This window comes from Synechococcus sp. R55.3, assembly GCF_047461975.1.
GTDB lineage: Bacteria > Cyanobacteriota > Cyanobacteriia > Thermostichales > Thermostichaceae > Thermostichus.
This window is the reverse complement of record NZ_JANSIG010000024.1, coordinates 1-16717: the sequence shown is the minus strand read 5'-3', so window position 1 is coordinate 16717 and position 16717 is coordinate 1. Positions and strand designations below refer to the sequence as shown.

Sequence of the window (16717 nt, the reverse complement as noted above, 5' to 3'; positions counted from 1 at the left end):
ACCTGATGTTTGCCCAGGGATCCCCCAGCCATCAAGTGGGATTTGGCGGATTTTGCGCCTTTCTTGATCCGGATTGAAGAGTAAGTGGGCTCGCCTTCACCCAAAAGATAGGTCTGTGTTGGCTGCAGTCGGTGTTGCCGGAAAAAGGCAGAGAGGTTGGAAGATCAGCAGCCTATTTTCTGCAGGGCTTTTTCCACCTGCACCACATGGCGGTTCAGTCCCAAGTTTTTCGCCGGGATCCCCAGGGCCAGGCCCACCAATTGTGGCAAATGCAGGATCGGGATCCCCAGCTTGCGCCCGATCACCTCTTCCACCTCCGGCTGCCGAGAGTCCAAGTTGAGGTGACACAGGGGACAGGGGGTGACCAAACAATCCGCTCCCGCCTCTATGGCCTCCAGAAGATGCCGGCCTGCCATCGAGAAAGACTGCTGCGGGGCATAGCTGGAAATGGGCCAGCCGCAACACTGGGTGCGCCCGCGATACCAAACAGGGGTGGCCCCCAAACGCTCGAAGAGATCCTCCATCAAACGGGGATCCCGTGCCACATCGAAGCGGGAGATGTCGTAGGCCCGCAACAGATAACACCCGTAGAAGGCAGCGCAGCGCAGCCCCAAGAGGGGCCGCTTGACCTGTTGGGCCAATCGCTCCAGGCCGTAGTCATGAACCAGCACCCACAGCAAATGGCGCACATCGCCTGTGCCCTGGTAACGGCTCTCACAGCCCCCTTTCTGGCACAGGGCTTGCACCTGGTGAAAGTACTCTGGATTCGCGGTTTTCGCAGCTTTTAACTTTTCATTCACGCGGCCCAACACCCCCTGACAGGTGCTGCAGTGGGTGAGCATCGGCAACCCCAGCGCCTCGGCCAAAGCCAGGTTGCGGGCATTTACCGTATCTTCCAGCAGCTCCGATTCTTCTTTGAAGGTGCCAGAACCACAGCAAGAAGCAGCCTCCAGCTCCACCAGTTCAATGCCCAGATGCCGCGCAATCTGGTCGGTGGAGTCGTACAGCTCACGACAGGCCCCTTGGGCCACACAGCCGGGGTAGTAGGCGTAGCGCAAAGGTGAAGGAACAACAGCGCCGACATTCTCCCTGCCCTAAATGGCAAGGATTCTTTCCCAGGTTGCAGGATGACTCCTACTTCCTGGGCTACACCACCTTTGCAAGTGGTGAGGGATGCTATGACCCCAACTACTGGGATGAACTCCCAGATACTTTCCCTGTTGACACTGCGCCATATTCAAGTTGGCGGAGTTCATTCAACACCATAGCACAAAGCCGACCTGGTTGCGTCAGCGGGCCGTAGGCCTTAGGGCGGGGCTGGCAACCCAGTTTTCTTGGTCAGCAGTGCAGTTTTTGACAGGGTGCCGTAGGCATAACGCTTTAGACAGCAGGGCTAGGCGCTGGCCGCCTTCTTCGGAGTGGGCTGGAGCTTCACCCCGTTGGGAATGCAGATTAAGTTTTGATCCAGCACCTGCACAAACCCTTTCGAGCGCAGGGATCCCAGAAGGCGAGTCACCGTCACACGAGTGGCCCCAATGGCATCCCCAATCTGGGCGTGGGTAAGGGGCCAGGGAAGATACATCCCCTGTTCACAGGGCTGCCCATACTCCTCGATCAACAGGCTCAAAAAGCCCTTGAGGCGGTCGATGGCGCGCCGTTGGCCCAAGTTTCCCAACCACAGCAGCTTCCGTTGCAGTTGCTGGCGAAAGTTTTCCTGGACTTTCTGGTGCAAGTAGGGCCACTGCTCCAGGTCTTGCCAGTAGAACCACATCACCGTGGTGCGGTCGGCGTGGGTGCAGGCTTTTAACTCAAAGCGCTCTGGGTTGCTCAGCTCAAAGGGAAACCCAGCCGTGATAAACCCAACAAAGACCTCCCGCCGCTCTGGAGTTTGGCTGACCAAGCGCACCACCCCCTCTTGGGTGATGTACACCAATCCCGGACGGGTGGGGATGCGCACGTCTTTGGGAAAGGTGCGACAGCGGTAGTGCTCCTCGGCCCACTGGCAAAGCTCACGCCATTCCTGAGCCTCTGTTGCCGATGTGATGGAAACAAGTGACATGAGATCAACTTCCTGTCGCTCGAGCGACCTGATGGGTTTTACAGACTCCCCAGCTTTGCCCCGCTGTTCGCTTTAGCGGGAAGGAGTCTCAAGGGGATATGGATGAGGAAACAGCAAGATGCAAACAAGAAGGCACAACAAAGAGGAAGGAAACCGCAGGGTTTACTTTACCTTAGCTTCATAATGGCACTTGACCTCATGGGGTGACATTGTGTTCCTACTGATATTGTTCGAAAGGCTACGTCCAATAATAACCTCAAGAGGCCGTGAATTTTCAGATTTCGTCGCTGAACTTGGCTACCTGAGGGATCAGAGCGGATCGTTGGGTCAGACTGGTGTATGTCTAAGGGCGGGTGTGGGGTGGCTGCGATGAACATTCTCATCAGCAACGATGATGGCATCCAGGCGGCGGGGGTACGTTGTCTGGCCGCTGCTCTGGCTCGGCTGGGCGCACATCAGATCACGGTGGTCTGTCCGGATCGGGAGCGCTCGGCCACCGGCCATGCCTTGACGTTGCACAAGCCGCTGCGGGTGGATCCGGTGCGGGAAGGATTTCCCCCAGGAGTGCAGGCCTGGGCCTGTTCGGGCACACCTTCCGACTGTGTCAAGTTAGGTCTGGACGGGCTATTGGATCATCCTCCCGATTGGGTGATTTCCGGCATCAATCAGGGAGCCAATCTGGGCACCGACGTGCTCTACTCCGGCACCGTATCGGCAGCGATGGAAGGGCTGCTGGAAGGGATCCCCAGTTTGGCGGTGAGCCTGGCCAGCTTTACCCATCAGGATTTTCAGCCGGCAGCGCAAGTGGTGCTGACGTTGCTGGAGAAACTGAGCTTGAAGCCCTTGGGGGAGCCCATGCTGTTGAATGTGAATGTGCCGCCATTGTCGGCTGCCGAGATGCGCGGCATGGTTCTAGCTCCTCTGGGCTGGCGCAAATACACCGATATCTACGAGAAGCGGGTGGATCCGCGCGGCAAGGCCTACTACTGGCTGGCAGGAGAGGTGGTGGAAGAGGGGGTGGATCCCTGTTCGGACGTGCGGGCGGTTGCTGAGGGCTATGTGTCGATTACGCCCCTGCAGCCGGATCTAACGGCCTACGCGGCCTTTGATAGCTTACAGCGCTGGGGGCTCTCAGCCTTTGGCTCATGAATTTTAAGCCGGTGAGCTGGGGTCAGCGCCGAACAATGTCATCCCCTCCAAATTTTGGGTCGAACTCGGCGGGAAAGCGGGTGTTGGCACTGTAGATTGCCCCTTCCAGAAAAGCGCTCTTTAGGTTGTCCATCGACAGATTGGCCCCTCGCAAATCCGCCCCCGTTAGATCCGCCCCACTTAGGTCGGCGCCACGCAAATTGGCCCCACTCAGGTTGGCCTCGCCCATCATAGAGGAGACTGCGTAGAAACTCCCGTCAGCGCCAGCAATCGTTTCGCCACCCCTTCGGCAACCGGCATGACCGACAGTCGCGTGCCCCGTCGTACTACTTCCAGCTCCTCTGGGGTGAAGGTGTCTCGCAATTCAGCCAAAGGGATCAATCGCCCAAAGGCTGAGACAAACCGCACTCGCACCGTATGCCAGCGGGGATCCTCGCGGGTAGATTTGGGATCATAGTAGGGGCTGGCAGGGTCGAATTGGCTGGGATCCACCACGTGGGTTTCCAGGATCTCCATCAAACCGGCAATTCCGGGTGGCTCGGCATTGGAATGGTAGAAAAAGGCGCGATCCCCAGGCTGCATTGCCTTCAGATAGTTGCGGGCTTGGTAGTTGCGCACGCCATCCCAAAGGGTTTGGCCCTCCCGCTGCAAATCCCAGATGCTATAGATGCTGGGCTCAGATTTCATCAGCCAATAGTTCATGGGGCACTAGGCTCTGGGAGCAGATAAGGGGGAACAACGGGCAACAAACTCGACAAAGTTGCGCAGCATCTTCAAGCCGTAGGGGCCGGACTTTTCTGGGTGAAATTGGGTAGCAAACAAGGTGCCGCGGGCAATAGCGGCTACACAGGTTTGGCTGCCGTGTTGGGTGGTAGCAGCCACCCAGGCTGGATCGCTGGGCACACCGTGATAGGAATGGACAAAATAGGCCCAGGTTTGATCGGGGATCCCTGCCCAGAGGGGAGAGTGGGCTTGGGTGAGTTGCAGTTGATTCCAGCCCATGTGAGGGATGCGCAGGCCCGCCTCTGGCCGAAAGCGCTGCACCCGTCCGGGCACGATGCCCAGCCCCGGTTCCACCCCCTCTTCGCTGCTCTCAAACAAAACCTGCAAACCAATGCAAATGCCCAAGAAGGGCTGCTGCCGCTGCACCGCCTCCCGGATGGGATCCACAAAGCCTCGCTCTCGCAACTGCTGCATGGCCGGATCAAAAGCCCCATCTCCCGGCAGGATGATCCCGTCGAAACGCTCCAGCCCGACCGGCTCTGTTACCAGATGCACCTCTGCCCCGGCACGCTCCAAGCCTTTGCAAGCCGAATGCAAGTTTCCGGCATCATAGTCGATTACCGCCAGGCGCACAGCTCCCATGGGATCCCTCCTCGTGAGGAGTTTCGGAGTCTATCAGTATAGTGGTTCTATCCCGTTTGAGCTGACCCATGGCTGTGGCAACGGCTTTGCACAATCCCACTCCGACCGATACTGCTCTGCAATGCTGCCGCGACCAGGTTGATTGGCCTGAAGCAGCTTACCTGCACATCCCTTTTTGTCGGCAGCGCTGCCACTACTGTGATTTTGCCACGGGCTTGGGCACCCGAGAGTTGATAGAAACTTACGTGCAAATGCTCTGCCGAGAGATCGGCAGCTCCTACCGCTACCGCCATCTGGCCAGGGATCCCAGACCGTTGACCAGCCTTTTTTTCGGGGGTGGCACACCCTCTCTGCTGACGGTGGAGCAAGTGGGGCGGATTTTGAACGAGCTGAAAGAGAGGATCCCGTTTCATCCCGACTGCGAGATTTCTCTGGAGGCCAACCCCGGCACCCTGACCCGAGATCAGTTGGCGGGCTATCGGGCATTGGGGGTTAACCGCATCAGCTTGGGGGTACAAGCGTTTCAACCGGAGCTGCTGGCCGCTTGTGGCCGCCTGCATGGGGTAGAAGAAGTTTACGAGGCTGTATCTGATCTCAAAGCGGTGGGCCTTGATAATTTCAATCTGGATTTGATCTTTGGGCTGCCTTACCAAACCTTGGAGCATTGGCACAACTCTTTGCAAGCTCTCATTGAAATTAACCCTCCCCACGTCTCCATCTATGATCTGACGATTGAGCCGGGAACCCGATTTGGCCGGATGTACCGACCGGGAGATGCGCCTTTGCCCACCGAGGAAACCACGGTTGAAATGTACGTGATGGCGCGGGAGCTGCTCACCGAAGCGGGCTACATCCACTACGAAATCTCCAATTTTGCCCGCCCCGGCTACGCCTGTCGCCACAACCGAGTGTACTGGGAAAATCGCCCTTACTTTGGCTTTGGTATGGGATCCGTTGGCTACGAGGGTGGACGGCGCATTCAGCAACCCAAAACCCTTTACCACTACTTTGAGCAGGTGAAAGCTGGAGTCTACCCCCTCCCTCCTGAAGCATCTCCAGAGGAAGTTTGGATGGATACTTTGATGTTGGGGCTGCGTTTACAGGAAGGTCTGGATTTGGGCCATTTGCAAGAGCGTTTTGGCCACCCAAAGGTCGAGCAAGCTTTGGAGAAGCTGGATCCCTATTTCGAGAAGGGCTGGGCCAGTTGCGAGGCGGGTCGGCTGCGGCTGATCCCACCCAATGGCTGGCTATTTTCCAATGAGATTCTCAAGGACTTACTGGCTTGATTCCGACGGTTACTTTCACAAGATTTCTCACCAGAGCCCCCTATCCCAATTGGCCGAAAACTCAAGCTTTGAGGAGCGTAGGCCATCACCATTTCCAGCAGCCATTAAACCCAACATTTCACAGATCCTGAGATCTCTAATCTTGCAAGAGGGGTTGAGGGGAAAGATACGGAAGCCCAGAGGATCCCTATCGATAGTTGACAAATTGCAGCGCCACCGGGTAGTCCTGCTGCCTAAGCATTTGAATGACCGCCTGTAGCTCGTCTTTATCCTTGCCGGAAACGCGCACCAGATCCCCTTGAATGGCAGGCTGCACTTTCTTAAAGTTGTCGCGGATTTGCTTGGCAATCTGTTTGGCCAGTGTGGCATCAATGCCCTTTTTCAGGTGAACCACCTGGCGCACTCGGTTGCCGCCGGCGCTCTCTGGGGGTTGGAAGTCGAAGATCTTCAGGGATAGACCCCGCTTGGCCGCTTTGGTAAGAAGCAGATCCCGAATGGAGTTGAGGGCCATGTCGTTGGCGGTGGTGATGGTCAGGGATCCCTCCTCCAGCTCAATTTCCGTCTGAGTATCCTTGAGGTCGTAGCGCTGTTTGATCTCCCGCCGGGCTTGATCTACAGCGTTCACCAGTTCCTGCCGATCGAAATCGCTGACGATGTCAAATGAGTAGGTAGAGGCCATACACCCTATCTTCGCTATTGTTCAGTATCTTAAGCCCTCAGCCAAGCAGGGATCCCTAACTCTCGGAGAAGCTACAACAGGTAGAGGGATCCCAGTCCAGATTTACGGAGAAGCAGGATGGCCGATGTTGTTTTAATTACAGGCGCTTCTGAAGGCATCGGCAGAGCTACTGCCTTTACCTTTGCCCGTGGGGGTTACCGATTGGCGCTGGCTGCCCGCACTGCCGAAACCCTGAAGCAAACTGCCATCGACCTAGAGCAAAGCCTCAACGCCGAGGTCTTGGCCGTTCCCACCGATGTCACGCAGCCAGAACAGGTGCAAAACCTGGTGGAGAGAACTCTGGAACGCTATGGCCGCATCGATTGCCTGATCAACAACGCCGGCATCTGCATGAGTGGCCCTTTTTTGCAAACTACCCTGGAACACTGGCAGGCTTTGATGGCGGTCAACTTTTGGGGCTACCTCCACACCATCCGAGCCGTGCTCCCCGACATGTTGAAGCGCAAAAAAGGCCAGATCATCAACGTGGGATCCATTGGCGGCAAAATGCCCCTGCCCCAGATGAGCGCCTATTGTGCCAGCAAGTACGCGGTCAGTGGGCTGACAGAAGCGCTGCGTCTGGAACTGCAACCCCAAGGGATCCAGGTAATTGGCGTCCATCCGGGCATCGTCAGCAGCAATTTCCTCAAGCGAGCCATTTTTCTGGATGAGGTGGGGCCAGCGTCCTCTCCCGACAGCCAAGCCCAAACCTTAGGTGGCAAAGCCCGTGAGCAAATGCAACAGGCGCTGGAGAGTTTTTGGGTCAGCCAGCCGGAAGAAGTTGCCGAAGCCATTTGGGATGCCGCTCGCCAGTCCAAGTCAGAGGTGGTGGTGGGCATGGCCCAATGGGCGGTAGGAGCTTACACCCTCTTCCCCGGATGGGTCGGCTCATTGCTCCAGAATGTTCCTCGCTAGCCCACTGGATCGGTCGAGAGTTCTGGGGCGCTGGATGAGCGATTCTGCAGACCCAGCGATAGCAGGAAGAAGGCTAAACTTCGGTATAGTTTGAGGTACGGTTAAACACTGGTATTGACAGCGGAAGTATGGTTGAATCTGTGCCTTCTCCTTCCGGTACCCACCAGCACATCTTGATCGTGGAAGACCGAGATGGCCGCCGTACCCAGGTGCTGGGATCCGCCAAATACTTCATCGGTCGGGACTTGGCGAACGACATCTGTCTCAACTCTCAATATGCCTCCCGCTACCACGCCATGCTGCTGCGGATTCCCGCCGAGCGAGAGGGAGAATATTGCTACCGCATTTTGGATGGGGATCTGGAAGGTCGCCCCAGCACCAATGGCTTGTTGATCAACGGCCAGAAATTGACCACCCACCAGCTCAAGTCGGGGGATGTGATCACCTTTGGCCCCGATGCCAAAGCCACCTACAAAATTGTTAAGGCTCCCTAGGCCCAGATCTCTGCAGAGCGTGCAATCGCCCCCCAATCAACAGCAGCAAAGCCAGCACCAAGGCCATCTCCGACAGCAAGGTCGCTAGGGCCGCCCCCTGCCAACCCCACCTTGGGATCCAAACCGCATTCAAAAGCCCATTCAGCCCCAGAGCCATCAGTTGCAGACGGCTGCGGGGCTTTTGCAACCCTGCCCCGGTGAGCAGGTGAGACAGCAAAAGGTGGATCCCCTCTAGCAAAATGACCGGGCTGAGCCAACGCAGGATGAGGGCCGTTTCCCGGTAAGCCGATCCCAACACCCAGGGGATCCCGTAGGATCCCAGCGCCAGCCCCAGGGCGGCCAAACTGCCGTAGCCCACCACCCAAGGGGAAAGGTGACAGGCGTAGCGCCAGCCTTGTGGGAGTCCTTTTTGGCCTTGGCGGCACAGCTCGGCAAAATGGCTGGTGAGCAGGGCGATCATCGGCGTTTGCGAGAAGTTGATCACCCGGTAGGCAGCGCTGTAAAGACCCCCCGCTGCTGCTGAGGCCAAACGGGGCAAGAGCAGCTTGTCCAAATCGGTGAAGGTTTTCACCGCGGCCAGCCCCACCGCAAAGTCCCAGCCCGCTGTCAGCCGTTCCCGCAGATCTCTCCAGCTCAGGGCCAAGGGGAGAGAAGGCTCGCTCCACCGTCCCATCCCCCCCGCAATCAGCAGCAGCACGACCAACACCATCAGGCTGTACAGAATGGCCCATTGTGCCAGGGATCCCCAGCCCAAGGCCACCGCCAACAACACTGCCCCCAATCGCCCCAGCGCCATGCCCGTGTCGATGAGGGCTACCCCAGCAGCCTGCTCTCTCCCGATCAGGATCCCCCTGTACACCTCTGGCACTGCGACGAACAGCAGATCGCTCAAGAGCAATACCCCCACCACCGCTGCCGGCGTCCCGGCCAGCCAAACGCTCAAGAGGGGCCACAACACCAGCGCCATCCCCCCACAGCCCAATCCCGCCAGCCATAAGCTGGGGCCAACCCCCTGGGTGCAAGTCAGGGATCCCTGCCGGCTGAGGCGCTGGATCAGCAGTTCCGATTGGCCCAAATAGCCAAACGGGGCGGCCAGGTTGCTGCAGGCCAAGATGGCGGAGAAAACCCCGAAGGCTTCCGGCCCCAACAGCCGCGCCAAGAGGATGAAATAGGCCCCGGACAACCCCAGGCGCAGGCCATTGCCCACCATCAGCCAGGCAGCCTGGCGTAGCCGCTGTTGTTCTGCTCTATCCACGCTGCCACTCCTGGACGAGGCTTGCCAGAGCCAGGGATACTGGATGGATGCTGAGAGGGCCCGCCCAAGAGCGGGCATCTCCTCTTGATTTTGGGTGTATGGGTTGCAATTCTTCTGGCAAGTTCATGGCCAAACTCTACCCTGTCAGCGACGCCACGCGAAGCCCCAACACCTTGACCGGACGGGATCCAAAAGCCCTGTTCTCCCCCCATTCCAGGCCGCCTGCCCCTCGCCGGGTACTTCCCCCACCCCTGCCGGACGGCGGTAGTCCTCGTTGGCTGGGATCCGCATCGGCCAAAACGGTGGGGCAAGGCTATCGGGCCGTTGTCTTGCTCTTGCTGACCAGTCTGCTGCTGTTCGGAGGGCTAGGATCCCGTCTGGCCTACCTGCAGTTGGCGCGCACCCAGTATTACCGCCAGTTGGCCGATACCAACCGCATTCGCCTGTTGCCCCAGCCGCCAGAACGCGGGCGCATTGTGGATCGCAACGGTGTATTGCTGGCGGGCAGCCGATTGTCCCACTCGGTCTTCCTCTGGCCTCTGGTGCAGTCGCGGCAGCGCTGGCAGGAGATGATCCCCAAGTTGGCAGACTACTTGAACATCGCCCCTGAGGAGATCGCCCAAAAGCTAGAACAGGCTGGATATCGTTCCCCTTTTCCCGTGCGCATCCTGCGCAACGCCAGCCCCCAGGTGGTCATTCAACTGGAGGAGATGAGCCGCGAGCTGCCGGGGGTGATGGTGGAGGCGGAGACGGTGCGGTTTTATCCCCATGGCGACTTGGCTGCTCACCTGCTGGGCTACACCGGCGAGATCTCGCAGGAACAACTGCGGGCGGATCCCAGCTATCGCCTGGGGGATATTGTCGGCCTGATGGGAGTGGAGGAATTGTTTGAGAGCCATCTGCGCGGCCAATGGGGAGGGCGACAGGTGGAGGTGGACGCTATGGGGGAAGTGCTGCGGGTGCTGGGAGAACAAGCGCCCCAACCGGGCAACACCCTGCAGCTCACTTTGGATGTGCGGCTGCAGCAGGCGGCAGAGCGAGCCCTCGGCCAGCAAAAAGGAGCGGTGATCGCCATGGATCCCCGCGATGGGTCGATCCTGGCCATGGCTAGCTACCCCACCTTTGATCCCAACCTCTTTTCCAGCCGCATCACCCAAGCCCAGTGGGAGAGCCTGCAGCAGCAGGATTTTCCCTTCCTCAACCGCGGCCTGCGGCCCTATCCCCCCGCCAGCACCTACAAAATCATCACCACCGCTGCCGGGATTGAGTCGGGAGCCTTTCCCCCGAATACGGTGCTGCAGACCGGCCCCTACATCCAGGTGGGAGGGTGGCGCTTTTGGGACTGGAACCGGGCCGGCTTCGGGCGGCTGAACTACCGGCAGGCGATGGCCTACAGCAGCGACACCTTTTTCTACCAAATCGCCCTCGGCACCAAGGCTGCCCCCTTGCAAGAATGGTCGCGCCGCTTCGGGCTGGGGCAACTGACCGGGATCGGCCTCAAAGGGGAGGCTGCTGGCCTGGTGCCCGATGCCGAGTGGAAGCAGCGCCACTGGCGCGAGCCCTGGTATGTGGGCGACACGGTCAACATGTCCATCGGCCAGGGATTTATTACCGCTACGCCGCTGCAAATGGCGGTGGTAACGGCGGCAGTGGCCAATGGGGGCTGGCGGGTGCGCCCCTTGCTCTCGCACCAGGTGATCCCGGAAAGCCCTGTGCCGCTGCGTCAGAAGGTGGGGCTCTCCCCTGCCACGCTGGAGATTCTGCAGCAGGGGCTGCGAGATGTCGTGGTTTACGGCACCGGCGGCAACGCCAACCTGGGGCCAGGATTTCCCCCAACGGCTGGCAAAACCGGCACCGCCGAGGATCCGCCGCGGCGATCCCACGCTTGGTATGTTGGCTATGCCCCCTATCGGGACAGCGGGACGGCGTTCCATGACCAGCCTGAGCTGGTGGTCGTGGTCTTTCTGGAAAACAGCGGCGGTGGGGGTGGATCACGGGCCGCTCCCATCTTTCGAGAGGTGATGCGGGCCTACTTCCGACCCGAGTCGTGAGCCCTAGCTTTCTGTCGGATCCGAGCCGAGCAGGTATAAAATCATCTTTGCAGTCTCTTGTCTCCCAGAAAATTGCATTAAGATCCCCTAAAACCCCTTGCCCAGCAGGCTTCTGCCCTAACTTAGCTGTAGAATATGTCAGTGATTTGGAGCTCAACTGCCACAATCCTGCCATTCGCGCCAGTGGCGCCTTGGCGCATTGCAGGGCAAGCCCCGCTCCCACACACTGAGAACACTCTGGGCCGTGGCCGCTCTGCAACGCCTGAGCGAATCCGCGATCCGGAGAACGCTCTAACTCTATTGCCTAACTCAGAAGGAGATCAGGATGAACAAGGCAGAACTTGTTGATGCCGTCGCTCATCGCGCCAATGTAACCAAAAAAGAAGCGGAGGCTGTCATTTCCGCCGCACTGGAGATCATTGTCGAAGAGGTCGCATCCCGCGATGAAAACGGTGAACCCAAGGGGAAGGTGACCCTGGTGGGCTTCGGCTCCTTTGAGGCTCGCAAGCGCAAAGAGCGGGAAGGTCGCAACCCGAAAACCAACCAAAAAATGGTGATCCCAGAGAGCATCGTCCCCACTTTTACGGCGGGCAAGTCATTCCGCGAAGCAGTAGCAGGGGGGAAATCTTAATTTCGCCGGGTTGGGACTCGGCTGCTGGGTAGGGCGTGGAGCAGCCTCGACATGGTGGCAATTGGGCTTGGGGAGCAGCAATCGCTGGCTGCTCTCCCCAGGAGATTCTGGATTTTTCGGCCAGCTTGAATCCGCTGGGCCCACCGGAATCGGTCTTGCAAGCTCTGACTCAGGCGCTGTCTGCAGCAGACCCGGTTGTAATCAGCCGCTACCCGGATCCCGACTATCGGGACTTGCGCATCTGTTTGGCCAACCATTGGGCCGTCGATCCTGAGTGGATTTTTGTGGGCAATGGGGCGGCGGAGTTGCTCACCTGGGCAGCCCGGGATGCGCAAGGGCGGGAGGTATGGCTGCCCCAGCCTGCTTTTGGGGAGTATGCGCGGGCTCTGCGGGCAGCAGGGGTAACCATCAAGCCGCTGCCTTTTTTCCCCGGCCAGGGATCCGCCGGTTTTACCCTTCTGCAGGAACCCCTTCCGGCGGCAGGCAAGGGAAACCGGGTGCTCTGGCTGAACAACCCTCATAACCCGACGGGCCAGCTCATCCCGCAGCAAGATATCCTGCCTCTCCTGCCCCAGTTCGACCGGGTGGTGGTGGACGAGGCTTTTATGGACTTTTTGCCGGGGGAGCCCACCCTGAGCTTAAACTCCAGCCCGTCGGCAATGCCCCGCAGCCAAACCTTGATCCCCCACCTGGCGGCTCACCCCAACACCATCGTCATCCGTTCCCTCACCAAGTTTTTCACCCTGCCCGGCTTGCGCATTGGCTTTGCGGTGGGGCACCCGGATCACTGGCAGCGCTGGCGACAGTGGCGGGATCCCTGGAGCGTCAACGGATTGGCGGGAGTGGCAGTGGCGGCAGCTTTGGCCGATGAAGACTTTCGCCGGCGCACCTTCGCCTGGCTGCCCGTGGCCCGAGAGCATTTGCTCAGGGGTTTGCAAGCGCTGCCCGGCTGGGATCCCTGGCCTGGTCAAGCCAACTTCGTGTTGGTGCGCTGCCCTGGCTCTGCCGTCCAGATTCAGGAAAAGCTGTTGCGGCAGCACCGGATTCTGGTGCGGGATTGTCTGAGTTTTCCCGAGTTGGGGGATCGCTACCTGCGCATTGGCCTGCGCACCTTGGCGGAGCAGGAGCAGTTGTTATCGGCCTGCCGGGAGATCCTGGAGAATAGCTAAGGATTTTCCTGCGGGAGAGATTCTCATGCCCGAAGCTACCGCCTTTTGGCCGGAATGCGATGCTCCTCTTGTGCGGGGGGTAGCCCACTACAGCGACCTGGAGTTGCTGCGGGCCTTTCAACGGCAGCCGGAGGTGGCGCGCTACTTCATCGGCCTGTTTTGCCGCTACTGCAAGTGGGTGGACGGGATCCTTGCCGAGCATCTGCCGCCAGAGCAATGGGCTGCCTGTCGAGAGCAGGTTTGGTTGCGGCTTTACCCGCGCCTACAGCGCCTAGATGTCCACAGCCTTGTGGAAGAAGCGGCTGGCGAAGGGGATCCTGTGCTGCGACCCTGGCTGGCGGAGCAAACCCGTGAGCTGATCCAATCCTTGGATGGGATCCCCACCCACCCTCAAGCTTCTCACGGCCTCAACTCCACCAGAGGCGGGGCAAAGTCCTCTCTTTCACCGGCACTGGCCTGTTATTTGACCGCCGGTTTGGATACCCTGCCGGGAGATCTGCGCTTCATTCTGCTGCTGCGGGATCGGTTTGGCTGGTCACCGGTTCGCATTGCCGACCAACTCAAGGCTGACGGATATTACCTCGCCCCAGAAGATGTGGATGCCATCGTTGCCTCTGCCCGCCAGATCTTGCTTCAGAACCTGCCGGCAGATGTGCGTGCCCTCTATCTGGAGGCAAAGCCCTAGAAGACTGCCATAGCCTTATGGCATGGTGATTTATGGCAGGGTATAGAGCGCTGGCAATCCTTGTTCCTAAGGTGGTTTCTCCTGTTAAGCTGTTCCCGGCTGTAACAGTAGACTGGCATTGTTTGCTGTCAGACTTTCATTAAGTTGAGTGTGGGCTGTCTATGAGTCCTTCTCCGCTTCCCCCAGACGCAACCCAACCCTTATCTCCGGCACAGCAGTCCCATTCACATCAAGTTCCTCAACCTGCTCTTCAGGAAGCGCTGAGCCACCTGCATTTGGATGTGCTGAAAGAACTGGAGCGATTTCGCCTCTGGCAGCGTTTGCAGCGCATGGACTCTGTCCCGCCGCCGCGAGCAGGTCAGCTTAGGAATACCGGCTCTGTGCAGCGCTCCTCGCCTGTGCTCCTTCAAGAGGTGGTGGAAGACCTGGAAGAGGAAGAGATGCCACGGGGATCCTTTTCGCCCCTCTGGGTCTTGCTGCTGTGGGTGCTCTCCTGCGCGGGGATCGGCTTTGGGGTGCGCTGGCTGATTTGGCCGGAAGAACTGTCCCTGCCCCAAAGCGCTGCCCACAGGGCGGAAGAAGGGATCCCTGCCCAGGTGGATCTGGCCCAGTTGCCCTTGATCCCAGTGGAACCGGTGGAAGGGCAGGTGGGAGAGGAGTTCTATTTCGGTGGCTTGGATCCCGGTCGGTTGTCCCTGGGCTTGGCGGCCACCCCAGACTGGAAGGACTTGCAGGTGGATCCCCTTCAAGACGTTCCCAACCTGCTGGATAGCCTGCAAACTGACTTGGCCTTGGCTTCCGAGGAATCTGCTCCCCCCAGGTCACAAACGGTGGAGCAGTTGGCGGCCAGCCTGGAGCGCCCATCCCAACCTTCACCGCCTACCTCTGTGGGATCCCTGAACGTGGTGCCCCTAAGCGAAAACAACATAGACTCCCTGGGGCCGAACCGCGGCGAGGGAACCTTCTTAGTGCTCACCACCTACTCAGGGGCAGAGAGCTTGGCACGCGCTCGACAAGTCTCCCATGGGGCCTTTGTGAAAGATGTGGATGGCCAGAAGTTTGTGCAGTTGGCAGCATTTGAACAACTGGAATATGCCCGCTACCATGCGGAAACCCTGAAAAGCAAGGGCTTTAACGTCACGATTGCTGAGCAGTAGCTTTGAGGACTACAGATCCCGAATCCAAGGGATCCGAGAGAGAGGTAGCCGCTGCCAGATCCCTTCACTTCCTTCTGGATCGAGCAGGCGCCAGGCCAGCAACCCGGTTGCCGAGAGGAAAACCAGGGCCAGCAACAACGCAAGGGCATTCTGTAGGCTTTTCAAAAAGGGCCAGAGGCGGGCTGTGCTCGGCCCCACCTGAGCAGCTCCAGACCGCTGCCGCGCCTGGGCAGGGGGGTTCCCGGAAGCTGGAGAGGAACTCAAGGGACGGGCAGGTGGAGCGAGGGTAGAGGACGTCAACTGGGCGGCAGGAATGGGTGGCCCTGGTAACCGATTCAAAGCCATAACCACGGCCTGAGGGCGCTGCTGCTGACGCATCCACCGGTTCAGCTCCGCCAAGGAGATGGCACAGAGGTTGTTGAGACCCAGATCCTGAATTCGCCCCACCAAAGGCCGGTCGTTGCTGACCAAAACCACCAGCGTTCCCGGCTGCTGCTGGGCCAGGGCATAGGCGCATTCGGCAATCGCTTCTTCCAAACGTACCCTCATGGACTGATCGCCGGCACCAGCACCACCCACCAGGGCACGGGCTTCTGAGACGGCAAACCCTAGACTGGGCCAGTGGCGCAAAAACTCGCGGGCTGTCGATTCTTCTTGGGGATCAATAGCCTGCCGGGTCAGGCGTTCCAACTCGGCCATCACTGCCTGTGGCAGCACACACACCCCAAACCGTGCCCACTCCTGCCATAGAGCCAGACGACCGGCCAGGATCACGGGGCTGTCGAAGACGAGGAGAGGCGGGATCTCGGCCATGGGATGCGCCAGCGTTGGACTTAACCTCAATTGTGCAGCTTCCCCGAAGACTTGGGTAGCAGGGATCCCTCTGCCAGGCAGAGGCGGATGGCCAGCGGGTAGAGGCGGTGCTCCTGGGCGTGGATGCGCCGGTAAAGGGATTCCACAGTATCTTCGGGCAGAACCGGCACGGCTGCTTGGGCCACGATGGGGCCACTGTCCATTTCCAAGGTGACCCGATGGACAGTGCAGCCGGCAATTTTCACGCCGCACTTCAGGGCTTGTTCAACGGCACGCAGGCCCTTGAAACTGGGCAGCAGGCTGGGATGCAGGTTCAAGACGCGATCCGGGTAGGCGGACAACAACACCTGGGTAACCAGGCGCATCCACCCGGCCATGATCACCCATTCCACGTGATGCTGCCAGAGCACCTGGACAATGGCGGCGTCCAGATCTTCGCGACGGGGGTAGTCTCGGTGGTCGAGCAAGACGCAAGGGATCCCTCGCTTTTGGGCCCGCTGCCGCACATAAGCTTTGGGATTGTTGGTGATGACCACAGCAATCTGGGCCTGCAGTTCCCCGGCCTCAATGGCTTGGGCAATAGCTTCGAAATTGCTGCCATTGCCGGAAGCCAAAATGCCAAGGATCCCCGGTTGAGAGGGCACTTGGATCCCGTCGGGATCCGGCCAGAGTAAGCTGGGTAGGTTCATGAGCGCTTGGTGGGAAAGTCTGCAGCCCCGCTATTTTAAACCCAGACAGCCTCCCCTCTGGTTCTGGCCAGGTTGATCCAGAGAGGGATCCAAAAACTTGACCGTCGCCGGCTTTGACAGGCGCACCCGCGCCATCGAGCGCTGCACGGATCAAGCCCAAGAGGAGCTGCGGGAGATGCCTCAAGAAATGCGGAAAATGCAGCAGGAGCATGACTCTAGTCAATAATAAGCTCAACTATACTGAAAATAATGTATAATATGTTCAGTACGGATTACTACCA

At 59.2% G+C, this 16717-nt stretch carries 19 protein-coding genes; 10 read left to right on the top strand and 9 right to left on the bottom strand.

Features of this window, described 5'->3' with window-relative positions:
* Positions 1-164 precede the first annotated feature (164 nt).
* Positions 165-1058: a CoB--CoM heterodisulfide reductase iron-sulfur subunit B family protein gene (locus tag NW849_RS05740; protein ID WP_414356497.1), complete on the bottom strand. Its 894-nt coding sequence runs from the start codon at positions 1056-1058 to the stop codon at positions 165-167.
* 335 nt (positions 1059-1393) lie between these two features.
* Positions 1394-2059 (bottom strand): Crp/Fnr family transcriptional regulator, encoded by a 666-nt coding sequence (locus tag NW849_RS05735; RefSeq protein WP_414356496.1) that lies wholly within the window; start codon positions 2057-2059, stop codon positions 1394-1396.
* Positions 2060-2428: 369 nt separating this feature from the next.
* Between NW849_RS05735 and surE the strand changes: the two genes are divergently transcribed.
* Positions 2429-3208 carry a 5'/3'-nucleotidase SurE gene (gene surE, locus NW849_RS05730; protein WP_414356495.1) on the top strand — a complete coding sequence of 260 codons (780 nt, stop codon included), beginning with the start codon at positions 2429-2431 and terminating at the stop codon, positions 3206-3208.
* Between the two features lie 22 nt (positions 3209-3230).
* Here surE and NW849_RS05725 read toward each other — a convergent pair whose 3' ends face one another.
* The 3 genes from NW849_RS05725 to hisH are packed head-to-tail and all read right to left on the bottom strand — an operon-like array spanning position 3231 to position 4573.
* Complete coding sequence (locus tag NW849_RS05725; RefSeq protein ID WP_414328915.1) at positions 3231-3440, bottom strand: pentapeptide repeat-containing protein; 210 nt, start codon at positions 3438-3440, stop codon at positions 3231-3233.
* Positions 3437-3910, bottom strand: coding sequence for an EVE domain-containing protein (locus NW849_RS05720; RefSeq protein ID WP_414356493.1), 474 nt, complete (start codon positions 3908-3910; stop codon positions 3437-3439). The genes NW849_RS05725 and NW849_RS05720 overlap by 4 nt, the downstream gene beginning before the upstream one ends.
* A 6-nt stretch (positions 3911-3916) precedes the next feature.
* A complete protein-coding gene (hisH, locus tag NW849_RS05715; RefSeq protein ID WP_414356491.1) occupies positions 3917-4573 on the bottom strand; it encodes an imidazole glycerol phosphate synthase subunit HisH in 657 nt (218 codons plus the stop codon).
* Positions 4574-4641: 68 nt separating this feature from the next.
* Between hisH and hemW the strand changes: the two genes are divergently transcribed.
* On the top strand, positions 4642-5859 hold the full coding sequence (hemW, locus tag NW849_RS05710) for a radical SAM family heme chaperone HemW (RefSeq protein WP_414356490.1): 1218 nt from the start codon (positions 4642-4644) through the stop codon (positions 5857-5859).
* A gap of 187 nt (positions 5860-6046) precedes the next feature.
* On the opposite strand, the gene NW849_RS05705 is transcribed toward hemW, so the two are convergent.
* Positions 6047-6538, bottom strand: a complete 492-nt coding sequence (locus tag NW849_RS05705) for a YajQ family cyclic di-GMP-binding protein (RefSeq protein ID WP_011432526.1) — start codon at positions 6536-6538, stop codon at positions 6047-6049.
* 117 nt (positions 6539-6655) lie between these two features.
* Between NW849_RS05705 and NW849_RS05700 the strand changes: the two genes are divergently transcribed.
* The gene (locus NW849_RS05700; protein WP_414356487.1) at positions 6656-7492 is read left to right on the top strand and encodes an SDR family oxidoreductase; all 837 of its coding nucleotides are present in this window, start codon (positions 6656-6658) and stop codon (positions 7490-7492) included.
* 128 nt (positions 7493-7620) lie between these two features.
* Positions 7621-7986: an FHA domain-containing protein gene (locus NW849_RS05695; protein WP_011432528.1), complete on the top strand. Its 366-nt coding sequence runs from the start codon at positions 7621-7623 to the stop codon at positions 7984-7986.
* Here NW849_RS05695 and NW849_RS05690 read toward each other — a convergent pair.
* Positions 7973-9241, bottom strand: a complete 1269-nt coding sequence (locus NW849_RS05690) for a lipopolysaccharide biosynthesis protein (protein ID WP_414356485.1) — start codon at positions 9239-9241, stop codon at positions 7973-7975. The genes NW849_RS05695 and NW849_RS05690 overlap by 14 nt on opposite strands.
* Before the next feature lie 125 nt (positions 9242-9366).
* Here NW849_RS05690 and mrdA point away from each other — a divergent pair, with 125 nt between their 5' ends.
* The 5 genes from mrdA (at position 9367) to NW849_RS05665 (ending at position 14934) form a co-directional block, all read left to right on the top strand.
* Positions 9367-11292 (top strand): penicillin-binding protein 2, encoded by a 1926-nt coding sequence (gene mrdA / locus NW849_RS05685; RefSeq protein ID WP_414356483.1) that lies wholly within the window; start codon positions 9367-9369, stop codon positions 11290-11292.
* 325 nt (positions 11293-11617) lie between these two features.
* The gene (locus NW849_RS05680; protein WP_414332065.1) at positions 11618-11923 is read left to right on the top strand and encodes an HU family DNA-binding protein; all 306 of its coding nucleotides are present in this window, start codon (positions 11618-11620) and stop codon (positions 11921-11923) included.
* Positions 11924-11958: 35 nt separating this feature from the next.
* Positions 11959-13092 (top strand): threonine-phosphate decarboxylase CobD, encoded by a 1134-nt coding sequence (gene cobD / locus NW849_RS05675; RefSeq protein WP_414356481.1) that lies wholly within the window; start codon positions 11959-11961, stop codon positions 13090-13092.
* Between the two features lie 25 nt (positions 13093-13117).
* The gene (locus tag NW849_RS05670) at positions 13118-13777 is read left to right on the top strand and encodes a hypothetical protein (RefSeq protein WP_414356478.1); all 660 of its coding nucleotides are present in this window, start codon (positions 13118-13120) and stop codon (positions 13775-13777) included.
* Positions 13778-14058: 281 nt separating this feature from the next.
* Positions 14059-14934 carry a hypothetical protein gene (locus tag NW849_RS05665; protein ID WP_414356476.1) on the top strand — a complete coding sequence of 292 codons (876 nt, stop codon included), beginning with the start codon at positions 14059-14061 and terminating at the stop codon, positions 14932-14934.
* 9 nt (positions 14935-14943) lie between these two features.
* Here NW849_RS05665 and NW849_RS05660 read toward each other — a convergent pair whose 3' ends face one another.
* Together NW849_RS05660 and purN are read right to left on the bottom strand one after the other, a co-directional pair.
* Positions 14944-15747: a PIN domain-containing protein gene (locus NW849_RS05660; RefSeq protein WP_414356474.1), complete on the bottom strand. Its 804-nt coding sequence runs from the start codon at positions 15745-15747 to the stop codon at positions 14944-14946.
* 26 nt (positions 15748-15773) lie between these two features.
* On the bottom strand, positions 15774-16436 hold the full coding sequence (gene purN, locus NW849_RS05655) for a phosphoribosylglycinamide formyltransferase (protein WP_414356472.1): 663 nt from the start codon (positions 16434-16436) through the stop codon (positions 15774-15776).
* A 97-nt stretch (positions 16437-16533) separates the two neighbouring features.
* Between purN and NW849_RS05650 the strand changes: the two genes are divergently transcribed.
* On the top strand, positions 16534-16662 hold the full coding sequence (locus tag NW849_RS05650) for a hypothetical protein (RefSeq protein ID WP_414356470.1): 129 nt from the start codon (positions 16534-16536) through the stop codon (positions 16660-16662).
* The last annotated feature ends 55 nt before the right edge of the window (positions 16663-16717 follow it).